This is a genomic window from Enterococcus sp. AMC1252 (assembly GCF_058216515.1).
The window spans coordinates 3003299-3017480 of the sequence record NZ_CM177097.1 but is presented as its reverse complement, the minus strand read 5'-3'; the positions used below and the strand labels follow the sequence as shown (position 1 = coordinate 3017480).

Sequence of the window (14182 nt, the reverse complement as noted above, 5' to 3'; positions counted from 1 at the left end):
CATGTTATCTAGCTATGCAGGCTAGCTCTTCGGGAAAAAGATAAAAATTCAATGTGATAAAGAACATCACAGTTAATTTTTCCTATTTTCCTGTCAGAGCTGAACGAGCCTGCTACGCTTTTGCTTTGAAACACAATGAATAAAGTGAATTGATGTTGAAAAGTACAAGGTGAAGCGAAGCGTAACGTTGTTACCTATATGTTATCTAGCTATGCAGGCTAGCTCTTCGGGAAAAAGATAAAAATTCAATGTGATAAAGAACATCACAGTTAATTTTTCCTATTTTCCTGTCAGAGCTGAACGAGCCTGCTACGCTTTTATAGTAAGGAGGAAAAGTATGCGGTATGATCTAATCATAATCGGGGCGGGTCCCGGTGGGTATGTTGCGGCAATCAAAGCAGCTCAACTGGGCATGAAAGTTGCTCTTGTTGAACGGGACCGTGTTGGTGGAACTTGTTTGAACCGAGGGTGTATTCCAACGAAAGCATTATTGCATTCAGCTGAAACGGTTCGTGAAATAAAAAATGCGAGCGAAAGTGGTGTTCATGTTAAGGATATTCAAATTAACATGGAAGAAATTTACGCTAAAAAAAATAAAGTTGTTGATAATCTTGTTCAAGGAATCGAAGGTTTGGTTAAAGCAAATAGCATCGAATTGATCTTTGGTACAGCTCGAATTATTAAGGCAGGTATAATAGAAGTTGAGGGTTCAACATACGAGACCGAAAAAATCTTGATTGCATCAGGTTCAAAACCAGCAATTCCACCAATTCCAGGCAGTGATCTCCCAGAGATAGTAACAAGTAACGAGCTTTTAGAACACTCGAATACTTATGAAAAAATGACCATTATCGGTGGTGGCGTGATTGGCGTAGAATTTGCTACGATCTTTAACGAGTTAGGTTGTGACGTAACGATTATTGAAACAGCTAATACGTTGTTACCGAATTTTGATAATGAAATTTCAAAAAAATTAGCAATGATTCTAAAAAAACAAGGAATCAAAGTAGCGACAAAATCAATCGTAACGAGCATTTCAAATGAGCCGCAGCTGACATGTACCTATACGACTAAAGGAAAAGAAAATTCTGTTACGAGTGATGCAGTTTTGATCGCTACTGGTCGAAAGGCAAGCTTTGAAGGCTTGTTTTCATCTGAGCTAGCTATAGAAATAGAGAATCAAAGTATTTGGGTCGATGACTCTTTTGAAACGTCTATTAAAGGTATTTATGCTGTTGGAGATGTAGCAAGCCGTGGCACACAGTTGGCCCACGTAGCTTCTGCTCAAGGAGTGAATGCTGTTTTGGCGATGAATAAAAAAGCAATGGAGTATGATTTAGAGGTTATTCCTTCTTGTGTTTATACTACGCCTGAAATCGCTTCTGTGGGGATGACTGAGGGTGAGGCTCAAAATAAAGGAATCTCTGTGACAGTCGGCAAATACAATATGGCTGGAAACGGAAAAACAATGATTGCAGGAAGTTCATTAGGATTTATCAAAGTTATTGCTGATGGACAGAGTGACAAAATCATTGGTGCTCAGCTAATGTGTGATCGGGCCACAGATATGATTAGTGAATTTACGACAGCAATTGTTAATGGTTTGACTATCGACAAAGTAATGTCAATTGTTCATCCCCATCCAACATATAATGAAGGAATAGGCGAGGCTTATGAAAATCTTCAAGGACTTGGAATCCACACAATGCCTAAAAAATAACAGAAAATTGGCAAATAAACTGAAATGTTTGGTACTATGATAAGAGAAGGATCTTGTTCGTTAGTTTTGGGTGTATTATTGGTTTTTACAAAGCCATCAAAAGTCACTTTGTTTTAAAAAGAAAAGGAGAAAAAATAATGCTGACAGAAAAACAAAAAAGTTTTGCCAATAATTTAGAAGCGGAACTGGTTCAAATTAGAAGACATCTTCATCAGAATCCAGAAATTGGGATGGATCTACCAAATACGGTTGCTTTTGTAAAAGAGAAACTAACTGAATATGGTTATGAGCCGCAATCTTGCGGAGAATCAGGTATCACAGTAGTTGCCGGTAAAAAAAGTGGCAAAACATTCTTATTACGTGGAGATATGGATGCGTTACCGATTAGAGAGCTGACTGAACTACCATTTAAATCTGAAAATGGTTATATGCACGCATGCGGTCATGATATGCATACAACCATGCTGCTGGGAGCGGCTAAATTATTAAAAGAATTTGAAGACGAGCTAAATGGTCAAGTAAAATTACTATTTCAACCAGGTGAAGAAATTCTCTCAGGATCGAAAGTTTGTATCGAGAATCATGTATTAGAAAACCCTAAAGTTGACGCGGGTATGATGATCCATGTTTTCCCTTTTAAAGGACTTAAAGCAGGGCAAATTATGCCAACTCCAGCTGGAACTTTTATGGCTAGTGCTGATTGGTTTGAGATCAATATTAAAGGACGAGGTGGACACGGTTCTCAACCTGAGACGTCGATTGATCCGATTAACGTAGCGGTTCATATTTATACAGCTTTACAAGAGCTTTCTGCAAGAGAGATTGGTTCAGAAGAACGTTTTGTTCTAACTATCGGTGAATTTACTGGTGGAACTCCCGGGGCTTCAAATATTATCCCAGAAACAACAGTGATGAAAGGAACCTTACGAACCTTAAAAGAAGATGTCCGTACTCAAGTTAAAGAGCGGATGACAGCAATGGCTGAAAACATTGCGAAAGCTTTTCGTGCGGAAGCAGAAGTAATTTTCACGAATGGTTGTACGACGAATGTAAATGATCCAGATTTAACAACATTTATCAAAGAATCTTTGACAGAAACATTTGGAGTCGAGCGAATCGTGTCAATTCCTACATCAACTCCTCTTATGGGCAGTGAGGATTTTGGTGAAATCAGTCAGCTGATTCCAACAACAACGGTTCTATTAGTTGCATCAGAAGAAGATATCAATCTTCATAATCCAGCTATTGTTTTTGATGAATCGGTCTTGATCGAAGGGACAAAAGTTTATGTAAATACAGCAATATCTTGGTTAAATAAAGAGTAAAGCTAGGGAGAAATGGAGGGGGAAAAATGAGCAAATCGGATATTGAAATAGCTCAAGAAGCAACAATGTTACCAATTACAAAAATTGCAGAAAAAATTGGTTTAGCTGAAGAAGAATTTGAATTATATGGAAAATATAAAGCAAAAGTTGAAGTTGAAAAAATCAAAACAAATAAAGAAGGGAAAGTCATTTTAGTCACCGCAATTACTCCAACACCTGCAGGAGAAGGAAAAACAACAACTGTTGTTGGATTAGGTGATGGTTTAAACAAAATTGGGAAAAATGCAATCATTGCTTTAAGAGAGCCTTCTTTAGGTCCAGTTTTTGGAATTAAAGGAGGAGCAGCAGGGGGCGGATATGCGCAAGTTGTCCCTATGGAAGATATCAATCTTCATTTTACTGGTGATTTCCATGCAATCGGCGCAGCGAATAATTTGTTGGCTGCAGTTATTGACAATCATATTTTCCAAGGAAATGAGTTAGGGATTGATAATCGCCGAATCACTTGGAAACGAGCTGTGGATATGAATGATCGACAACTAAGACACATCGTTGATGGTTTAGGTGCTCGAGTTAATGGTGTTCCCAGAGAAGATGGCTTTGAAATCACAGTAGCGTCAGAAATTATGGCTGTATTGTGTTTATCTAATGATATTGAAGATTTAAAAGAGAATCTAGGAAATATCATAATTGGTTATACGTACGATAATCAACCAGTTACCGCCAGAGAATTGAATGCTCAAGGTGCAATGACAGCTTTATTGAAAGAGGCCATCAAACCTAATTTAGTACAAACATTAGAAAATAATCCTGCTTTGATCCATGGTGGACCATTTGCAAATATTGCACATGGTTGTAATAGTGTGATAGCAACAAATACAGCTAGAAAATTAGCGGATTATGTTGTGACAGAAGGTGGCTTTGGTGCTGACTTAGGAGCAGAAAAATTCATAGATATTAAATGTCGAAAATCAGGTATTCGTCCTTCTGCCGTTGTTGTTGTAGCAACTGTTCGTGCACTAAAAATGCATGGAGGTGTTCCAAAAGATCAACTTGGCGTCGAAAATATTGCGGCATTAACAGACGGATTACCAAATCTTTTAAAACATATTGAAAATACAACAACTGTATTTGGCTTACCGACAGTTGTTGCAATCAATAAGTTTCCTACAGATACAGATGCAGAACTTGAGCTTGTTAAGGAAGAATGTCAAAAACGCAATGTAAATGTTGTTCTTTCAGATGTTTGGGCGCATGGTGGTGCTGGCGGTGAAGAATTGGCAAGAGAAGTTGTTCGTTTAACTGAACAAGAAAATCATTTTTCATTTGCTTATCCAGATGAATTACCGATCAAGGGAAAAATCAGTGCTATCGTGGAGAAAGTTTATGGCGGAAATGCAGTTCGGTATGAACCGATTGCTGAAAGAGAAATAGCTAAACTGGAAAAACTTGGATTTGGCCATTTACCTATTTGTATGGCTAAAACACAATATTCATTTTCAGATGATCAGACAAAATTGGGAAGACCAACTGATTTTACGATAACAATCAGTAATATCAAGATATCTGCGGGGGCAGGATTTATTGTTGCATACACTGGGACTGTGATGACTATGCCTGGATTACCTAAAAAAGCAGCATATGAAAAAATCGATGTCGATTCTGACGGGAAGATTATAGGCTTATTCTAGTCATTTATCGGAAATTGCAAGAGCAAAACAAAACTAACTAATAGTTTTGTTTTGCTCTTTTTTTTGAAAAGAGTAAATAAAGATACTAATTCACTATATTAGCCAGTTTTTTCTTGGTTTTAAGAACTGTAATGAAGAACTGATTACAGAGGTAGTTAATTTATAGATTGGAACTAGGGGTTATAAAGAACTGGTTTAAAAATAAAATTTACTGTTTTCTCAGTAAAACAAGAAATATATATCATTTATATGTATTGTATAATTTGTTTAAATGAAAAACGTTTCTTGTTTTTTCACAAAACAGGAAACGTCTTTTATTTAAATTATAAATGGTTATCTTAATAACATACCTAATTCTATTCGAGTGTTTGATAGAAATCAAGTAGCTAAGCTAGAAATATCTCATAATTATTTTCAATATTTTTGTTAAATATGTAAAAAAATGAGAATTCATATATTTAAATCGAGTTTTGAGAGAAAGAAAAAAGTAGGAATTCGGACTGACTTTTCCTAAAAGAAGAAATCCGATAGTGATTTCATCAAGAAAAATAGTGTGGAAGTCTACAAGAGACGATTCGTTTTTTTCCGCCGTCAGTTCCGCCGTCAATACAAGTAGAAAGGATTTGATATATTTTGGCTAAAGGTGAAAATATTTATAAACGAAAAGATGGTCGTTGGGAAGGGCGCTACCCTAAGGCTAGAAAAGCAGATGGGTCTATTTATTATGGCTATGTCTATGGACGTACTTATCGTGCAGTGAAAGAAAAGATGATTGAGAAAAAAGTACAAGTAACCGCTTTTTATACGAATAGAGCAAAAGAATTTCAAGGGACTTTTGGCAATTGGGCAAACCTTTGGTTGACAGAAATCATGGCACATAAAATCAAAGAGAGCACTTTTGCCAGTTATAGTAATAAATTACAAATACATATTTTACCTTTTTTAGAAAGCTATCCGCTAAAAAAGATTACTCCATTAACGATTGATCGATTCGTTCAATTGTTAGCCAAGTCATTGGCATCGAGCTCAATAAGAATTGTATTTCGGATTGTCAAAAGTTGTTTTGAAGCTGCGAGAGAACGAGGATACATTTATTTAAACCCCTGCGAGAATACCGCCTTACCTAAAAATTCGAAAAAAAAGATACAAGCTTTGACTCGTGCTCAACAGAAAGCTGTAGAAACAGAAAGTCTAAATGATGAGAAAGGACTGCCTATTTTATTAGCACTAGAAACAGGTATGCGCATTGGTGAAATCTGTGCATTGAAATGGACAGATATCGATTTTGAGACGTCTTTATTAAGAGTTGAACGGACAAAGCAACGAATTTATTTGCCTAGTGGTACTGGACAACGGTCAAAAATTGTGGAAACAGCGCCGAAAACGGTAAATTCGACTCGAATTATTCCGTTAACGGAAAAAATAAAAAAAATATTACTACGTTGGAAAAATCAGTCTATATCTGAGTATGTTGTAACAAGTGACAATCATTCAATCGAGCCTCGGACAGTTAGTTATCGCTTTGAAAAAATTAAACAAAAACTGGGGTTATTTAACATACCTTTTCACGCGCTTCGTCATACTTTCGCCACACGTTGTGTAGAATTAGGAGTGAATATAGCCGCCATTAGTTCATTGCTAGGTCACTCATCTATAAAGTTGACGCTAGATACTTATACTAACTCATTCTTAGAAGAACAACGAGCTGCAATAAAAAAACTATCACTCGTTTGATTTATTTGTTAAATATATAAATAATATCTTTTTGTTTATTTTTGTGTCTGCAGTTATTTTATTTTGATAACATTATCTTTATGATTAGCTTTACTCATATGAGTAGGGCTTATTTTTTTATTATCAGCCGTCAATTTCATCGTCAAATCAGAAAGTAAAATAGCTATATATAAGGATTTTAAGGTGCTGTTTCCTGTTTTGTGAAAAAACAAGAAATTAAAATGAAGCTTTCGTTCAACCTATTCTAAAATTTTTAATTAACGTTATACATTTGTTTATTTCTTTTTTTTCAGTATCAATTGAAATTTGTTCAATTGATACTGTAGTAAACTTGAAATATAAAGAAAATGATTTTTATGTAAATTAATTATTATAAATAGATTTATTGAGAATGGTTTATTTAATAATACTATAAGCCGGAAAAATAAAAAAATATTTCGAATACAATCATCTTTGTTTTCAATTTTTATACCAACCCTCGTTCAGATAGAAGCTAAAACATACAGAGCAGAGTTCTTTTTATGGTCGGCAAGTTTACTTTGAATGTAGGCTGATATAAAAAATGAAATATATATTAAATTGTGAAAGGAGGAAAAATATGGGGAATAAATTAAATAAAAAAAGATATAGACAGGTTCTGTTGTTACTGGGAATCTTGCTTTTGGGAATAGTAACATCTTTTAGTACAGCAATACCTATTAAAGCCCAAAAGAAAGCAGGAGGATCATTCTCCATAGATAGTAGCTACAGGACTTGGGAATCCGCTGATTTAGAAACCGCACAAAAAGAGGTTGAGGCTTTTCTAGAAAAGCAAAAAGGCGTAAATCCAGATCGTGTTTATAAGGATAATGCTCAATGGACAGAAGGTTCATTAATGGCAATTGAAAAAGCCTATAAATCTAGTTTAGAAGCAATTGATGGTGTTAGTTCAGATCTAGCAAGAATGTTGTTGATTGAAACGGTTAGAAAATTAGAAGAACGAACTGTATTTGATGCGATGGATCCAAGTATTTTATCTTTGAGTAATTATCCTAATGATGCTGGGGAATATGAATTGGAATATGGTATACCTTCAGTACCAGAAGATCAAAGATCTCTGAAGTATAATATTATGTTTGTTTTGGATTGGTCAGGTTCTATGAATAACTCTATAGGAACATCTCCAAATGCTCGATTGCGTGCGAAAAAAGATGTTGAGGCTCTATCTAAATATGTCATAGAAAACTATGAAGGAAGTAAAGTTTCCTTGTTAGGGTACAATTCCGAAAGAAACAATATTGGGGGATTTAACCGCCAGATAAATACAGGTTTCTTCGGAAAAGAAAGTAATTATATGGGAATAATTAGTAGCGCTTACCAAGCTGAGCCACAATATAACAATGACGATGTGCCGGCATTTATTGCAGACGCAACGAATCTAATGAATACAACCTATGATACTGATTCAATTCCAGTTATTGTGACGATGTCAGATTTTCAATTGAATGACTCTCAACCAAAGCCCACTACTACAGTTCAGAGATATGGTATGTCATTAAGATCATATTGGAATCTCTTTAGGCAGAAACCAGCAGCATTAGCTGATCCGCAAAAAAGGCCTATTTATCTGGCAGTTCGATATGACCATTCTCAGAATGCTCTTGCTGGTGCTAGTGGTACAACAGCAAATAAATGGCAAACAGATAATATCGTAGGTCGTGATAGATGGGCATATATGACCATTAATAAAGATAATGCAGCTAGCTCAGGTGCACTCATTCAAAAGTTACTGGTCGATGCTCTTCCAGTTAGACCATCAACTCTCTATAATCTGGAAAATATCGGAACAGATTTTGAATTTGTTCCTAATTCATTGATTTCTGACAAAGGCTCCACATCGGTAACAGTCCCTAGACCTGCCAGTATAAATCTTAGTAATACTGAGAATGACACTGGACGGTTTAAAGTTAATTCTCTCGATTCAGCAGTTGTGAATAAGAAGATGGGTGATCTGCTTCCTTCCTACGCGGAGTCAAAGCTAAATTTTGTCAACTCAGAATTCGAAGAATTTAATAAAGTAACCAAGGGGATACCACAATTGTTTTCACCTGTCACAGAAGCTGCAATTGAGCTTTACCATTACAAAGGGGCAGGAGATAAGGCAGATGCTAATAACTACGAGAAGAAGCAGACGATTGTAGGGAATCACTTTAATGCCCACAATGGTACGGTTACGTATTCGTCAATAAATGCAAAACTTTCTTCTATAAAATATGGTGAGACATTGAGCAAAGCAGATGCGTTAGGAATTGTTAAGGAAACTTTAGGCCAAGAGGAATACAATAAATGGGATTTTAGCGGTAACTTGACTGAAAGCTCTCAAAAAATCACATTTGATGCAGCTAAAAATGTTTATAAAGTGTATGCAGAATCTAATCTTGGGCAAATAATTGTTCAATATAAAGATGAAGCTGGTACACCAATAAAAGATGATAAATCTTTAAATGGTATTGTTGGTGAAAAATATGTTCTTGATCCTACGAATGAAATGGTTGATGGATATGAATATCTCCGATCTGAAGGAGCACCGTTAAGCGGGAACTATGAAAAAGAGTTGAAAACAATCACTTTGATTTATCGTAAAGCAGGGAAATTAGTCCTTGTTTCAGCGCCTCCTGTACTTAATTTTCGAACACATTCATATAAAGCTCAGAATATAAGAGTGGATGATCCAGATTATGATGTTGATTTAGTCGTTCAAGATAGTCGACCTGTTAAAACAAAATGGACATTAAACGCTAAACTAACAGATGAGATGTCGAATACAGCTGAAGCCACTGTTATTTTGAAAGATGCTATTCGTTATGTCTATCAGGGAAAAGAGATGATATTAACAAAAGAAGCACAACCGATTATGGTTCATTCTAGCATTGATAATCAACCTGTTAATATCAGTAAAACATGGAAAAAAACCAAAGCAGGAGATGGCTTCAAGTTAGAAGTCGACCCAGGCGATGTCAAAAAGTTGGGCAGTTACCAAGGCGAAATTCTGTGGGAATTAGCCGCGACGCCTGATCCATAAGAGAAGGAGGAGAGATATGAAAAAAAGCTATAAACGACTAGTTTTCGCTCTGTTGCTTCTCATTGGAATGGGGACGGCGAATACACAAAAGGCCTCCGCAGAGGGCGGTCAAGTAACGACCAATGGCGTAGTTGGTTTCTATGAAGAATCAAGCACTGAGCCGATAAGCTCTAGCACCAGTGAACCGCCAAAACCAATGGAAATCAGTTCTTCTAAAGAACTCCCAAGCACAAAACCAAAAGGCAAATTGCCGAGTACGGGTGAAATCATCCAAAGTCCATTTACATGGATCGGTGTGTTGCTGGCTCTAGGGGCCGTACTTCTGTTTTTACGAGTGAAGAAAAATCGGTCAGTGAAGGAGGAGGATCAATGAACTACTTAAAAACAATCCTTCCTCTTTCTTGCTTGACTCTGTTAGCACTAGGCTTGCCAACTGCAGGTTATGCCGAAAGAAATGACTTAGCTGGGACGGGAAACATCGAAATGATTGGGGGGATCCCGAAACAGCCGATCGATCCAGAAAACCCAGAAAATCCAGTAGACCCTGGACCAAGTCCGTCAACAGATGGGCCATTGCGTATTGATTTTGTTTCCTCTTTTAATTTTGGACAGAACAAAATCGAGAAACAGAACCGACAGTTCTTCGCCAATGCCCAATTGTTTCACGATGGCACAACGCCCAGAGGGAGTTATATCCAAATTACGGATGAACGCTCAGATAAAAAGGGTTGGACGTTACAAGTACGACAAGAATATCAATTTAGAAACACAATCATTCAAGAAAAAGAAGCCCAAGAATTAAAAGGAGCGACCTTGTCTTTAGACCATGGATGGGCCAATAGTGTCTACACGTGGGAGACAGCGCCCCTTGTCACCAAAGACACGATCGAGATTTCAGAACTGGCCACCACTCAAAATGTTGCGATTGCCGAAATAGGCAGCGGGAAAGGCCAGTGGACGATCGAGTTCGGGGCATCCGAACACAACCATAATCAACAAGAAAACACTCTGTTTCCAAAAACAACGCCATCTGGTGAGGCGATTGTAGACCCAGACTTTGAGCAGCAACAAGTTTATGGAAACAAAGCAATTTTCTTAACTGTTCCAGAGAGAACAGTCATCAAGCCAGTGCAATATGAAACAGAATTGACCTGGATCTTGGCAGCTTTGCCAACTTAATTGGAGTTCACTTGTGCAAGCAAGTAACTATATAAAAAAAACACACACATTTTTAGGAGGAAAACACAATGAAAACAAGAACACTATGTACGGTTGCCTTAGCAGCCATCGTTTCAGCATCACTAGCAGGAAGCGCAACGGCTTTTGCGGATGAGCATTCATTAAAAGGAAAAGGGATCATCGAAATCATTGAAGACAATGGCGACAATGAAGATATCGATCCAGAGAAACCAGGGACAATCAAACCTGAAAACCCAGATACTGTAGACAAAAACCCAAACTTTGGTCCGATTACGATTGACCGTATAGCCGTATTGAATTTTGGGCAACAAAAAGTATCTACAAAAACAGAAACGTACACAGCGGCAGAAATTCCAGTGACAGAAGTTGCCCCAGATGGCACAGAAACAGCAGGAAAAGTACGTGGCCCTTACGTACAATGGACAGACAAACGTGCGGGAGATGACCACAAGTACGCAATCAAAGCAGAAATGACAAAACAATTTACACACACAACAAAAGCAGACAAAACATTAGAAAAAGCAACGATTTCGTATAAAAATGGTTTATTAAATTCAACACAAGAAAATGTTAGCTACTGGCCAGCGGGTGAACCAGGGAACTTCATCTTAAGTATGGCTGACCCAGCTAATGCAAATTCAGGGCAGCAGTTAGTCTTTGATAATACAAAGTCTACAGGAGCGGTTGGTTTAGGAACGTATTCTGCAGAATTTGGACAATCAGCTGACTTTGAAGCAACGAATGTTTTACGTCCAGGCGCACCTATTACAGGAATCGGTGAATCAGCTAGTTCAGTTACTTTAAAAGTCCCTGCTCAAACAATTGAATTAGGCACTTACCAAGCAGATATCACTTGGTCAATTGAATACACACCAGCACCATAGTCGTTTCACGAGACAATAGAGAACACGTTTCTTCACTAAGGATAGCCCTTACGTGAGAATAGCAAGAACAAGAGGTTGGCAGATACTAACTGTCAGCCTCTGTTCATTATTAAGTAAAGGATGACGAGCCAAATGACAAAAAAGAACACATACATTTTATTCTTGATGATGATGATCGGACTCATCAATGCCCCAGTCAATACATATGCCAAAGCCCCCTCAGCCGAAGACGCGCAAGGCGCGACAGGTTTTTATTATGAACTCAATTATCCAGAGAACCAAAAAGAAGAAAATGGGTATTTTGATTTAAAGATGAGCCCCGGACAAAAACAAGAAGTCAGTCTCTTGATGAAAAATCTAGGCGAGGAAGAATTAACGATTGGGATCAGTCTGAATGGCACGAGAACGAACTCTAACGGTGTGATTGAGTATGGACCTAGCCAAATTGAAAAAGATGCGTCCTTAAAATTTGATTTTGTAGATTTAGTAAAGGCACAGGAAACAGTCACCTTAGCCCCTAAAGAAGAAAAAACAGTCCCTATTACGATTACAATGCCAGAAACGTCATATGATGGGATCATCGTTGGGGGAATTCAATTAAAAACGATTGAAGAAGAGACAAAAGAAGAGAAACCCGTAAAAGAAGGGGCAAATATTGCCAATAAATATGCGTATGTGATTGCGATGGTACTTCAAGAAACAGACAAAGAAGTCAAACCCGAACTCGCCTTGAACAAAGTAGAAGTGGGGCAATTCAATTATCGCAATACCATTTTTGTGAATGTCTCTAATACGAAGGCCGCTTTTTTACGAAAGCTATCAATGGAAGTGCAAGTCACACCAAAAGGAAAAGCAGAAGTGTTATACGAAACGAAGAAATCAAGCGTGAATGTCGCGCCCAATACCTTTTTCCATTTCCCGGTTACGATGAATGGGGAAAAAATGGTGCCAGGGAAGTATACAGCGAATATCCTAGCGACAGCTGGGGATCAAAAATGGACATGGCAGGAAGACTTTACGATCACGGATGAAGAAGCAGATAAATTTAACCAAGAAGACGTCGACTTAGTACGAGAAAAAGGCGTAAATTGGCCCTTGATCATTGGGGTAGCAGTGGGAATATTCGTCGTTGTGGTGGGTCTTTTAGGCGGCATTCGCTTCATGAATACTAAAAAGAAGGAAAAAGACAGAAAGAACAGAAAAAAAGAAAAAAAGAGCACGAAGTAAGGTAGGGGACAGAAATGACTGTATTGGAAATCACTATACTCGTGCTTCTAACATTGACGATCCTTAGCGGATTACTTTTCCTTTTGGCCTTCTTTTTCTTCATCAAAACGACAAAAGAAACCAAACGCCTTGCAAAAAAGCGAGGAAAAGGGGCAAAACGGAAACGACAACTTGCTCGAAAGCGGAAATACTTACAGGGGCAAAAGAAGAAAAACAAGCGTCGAACCATCCTGTATTGCATCCTAACCCTTCTATTCTTTGGCGGTAGTCAAGGGGTGTCGTATTACCAAGCAATGAGCTTAAGTCATAAAGATGAAGATTCGGTAGTAAAAAGTTACTTTTTATTGAATGATTTTGAGGAGCAGTTGGAAAAGGCGAAAATGGAAAGTGAAAGCAAGGAAAAACTAAATGGGAATATCCGTTATTTAGCGGGGGCCATCACTAGTTATGGCGCCAATAAAGCGAGTGAGTTGAACACAGAAGAAGGGCAGTTGACCTTGAATCGTTATTATAAAGCAATGTTGGATCTCGGGACGAATGCGATGCGTATGACCGATGGTTTTTATGGAAATGACGAAGTGGTCACAGAGTATCAAGCAGATGTCAAACGTATCCGCGGGTATCAAAAGAAAGTATTTGAGTTGTACAAGGTCGATGAAGCAGCGTTAAAAAAAGCCAAAAGCAAGTCTTAAGTAGGATCTGATCATGAGCAGAAAAAAACAACTCCCCCCTTCACGTAATAAGCAACCTCAACGTGGGAAGTCCAAAAAGCGAAAGCAGGAACTTAAGAAAAAAGCCCGGCGTAAAAAGCAAAAACAGCTACGAATAGAACTCATTTGCGGCTTAATCCTCACGTTATTCCTGCTCTATGCGCAATCCTTTTTCTTTTTTAGTGTAGCGAAAGTAGACAGTTACGCAATGAGCCCAACCTTGAAGCCCGGGGAGTATGTGTTGGTTGAAAAACAACAACGGATCCAGCGCCATACGATAGTGTTGATCCAGCGTAAAAATGCACAGAAACCTGAGTTAAGACGTGTGATCGGGTTACCCACAGAGAAAATAGCGTATACAAAGGATCAATTGTTTATTAATGAAGAAGAACGATCAGAACCCTTTATCGCTTCAGAAAAAAAAGCAGCCTTTGAGAATGGCTTTGTGTATACCAAGGCGTTTAGCTTATATGAACTAACGGGAAAACAAGAATTACCAGACGATTCTTATTTTGTGATGGGAGATAATCGTTTGTATTCAACAGATAGCCGAGAGTATGGTGTGATAAAAAAAGAAGAAATCATCGGTGTAGTGAACCTAAATCATCGATGAGAGCGGTAGAGAGGAGA

11 protein-coding genes are annotated in these 14182 nt (G+C 37.8%); all 11 read left to right on the top strand.

What is annotated here, in order from left to right; genetic code table 11:
- Positions 1-337 precede the first annotated feature (337 nt).
- The 11 genes from lpdA (at position 338) to lepB (ending at position 14165) form a co-directional block, all read left to right on the top strand.
- Positions 338-1720, top strand: coding sequence for a dihydrolipoyl dehydrogenase (lpdA, locus tag AC4BB5_RS14270; RefSeq protein ID WP_490456771.1), 1383 nt, complete (start codon positions 338-340; stop codon positions 1718-1720).
- Between the two features lie 137 nt (positions 1721-1857).
- Positions 1858-3045 (top strand): M20 metallopeptidase family protein, encoded by a 1188-nt coding sequence (locus AC4BB5_RS14265; RefSeq protein WP_490456770.1) that lies wholly within the window; start codon positions 1858-1860, stop codon positions 3043-3045.
- A 26-nt stretch (positions 3046-3071) separates the two neighbouring features.
- Positions 3072-4736: a formate--tetrahydrofolate ligase gene (locus AC4BB5_RS14260; protein WP_490456769.1), complete on the top strand. Its 1665-nt coding sequence runs from the start codon at positions 3072-3074 to the stop codon at positions 4734-4736.
- Between the two features lie 633 nt (positions 4737-5369).
- Positions 5370-6470, top strand: a complete 1101-nt coding sequence (locus AC4BB5_RS14255) for a tyrosine-type recombinase/integrase (RefSeq protein WP_490456768.1) — start codon at positions 5370-5372, stop codon at positions 6468-6470.
- A gap of 598 nt (positions 6471-7068) precedes the next feature.
- The gene (locus AC4BB5_RS14250) at positions 7069-9531 is read left to right on the top strand and encodes a MucBP domain-containing protein (protein WP_490456767.1); all 2463 of its coding nucleotides are present in this window, start codon (positions 7069-7071) and stop codon (positions 9529-9531) included.
- A 16-nt stretch (positions 9532-9547) separates the two neighbouring features.
- Positions 9548-9904 carry an EF2685/EF0750 family sortase-dependent surface protein gene (locus AC4BB5_RS14245; protein WP_490456766.1) on the top strand — a complete coding sequence of 119 codons (357 nt, stop codon included), beginning with the start codon at positions 9548-9550 and terminating at the stop codon, positions 9902-9904.
- Positions 9901-10710 (top strand): WxL domain-containing protein, encoded by an 810-nt coding sequence (locus AC4BB5_RS14240; RefSeq protein ID WP_490456765.1) that lies wholly within the window; start codon positions 9901-9903, stop codon positions 10708-10710. Before AC4BB5_RS14245 ends, AC4BB5_RS14240 begins: the two co-directional genes overlap by 4 nt.
- A 68-nt stretch (positions 10711-10778) precedes the next feature.
- A complete protein-coding gene (locus AC4BB5_RS14235) occupies positions 10779-11615 on the top strand; it encodes a WxL domain-containing protein (protein WP_490456764.1) in 837 nt (278 codons plus the stop codon).
- 132 nt (positions 11616-11747) lie between these two features.
- On the top strand, positions 11748-12842 hold the full coding sequence (locus tag AC4BB5_RS14230) for a WxLIP family cell surface protein (RefSeq protein ID WP_490456763.1): 1095 nt from the start codon (positions 11748-11750) through the stop codon (positions 12840-12842).
- A 14-nt stretch (positions 12843-12856) separates the two neighbouring features.
- Positions 12857-13534, top strand: a complete 678-nt coding sequence (locus AC4BB5_RS14225; protein ID WP_490456762.1) for a hypothetical protein — start codon at positions 12857-12859, stop codon at positions 13532-13534.
- A gap of 13 nt (positions 13535-13547) precedes the next feature.
- Positions 13548-14165 (top strand): signal peptidase I, encoded by a 618-nt coding sequence (lepB, locus tag AC4BB5_RS14220; protein ID WP_490456761.1) that lies wholly within the window; start codon positions 13548-13550, stop codon positions 14163-14165.
- Positions 14166-14182 lie beyond the last annotated feature (17 nt).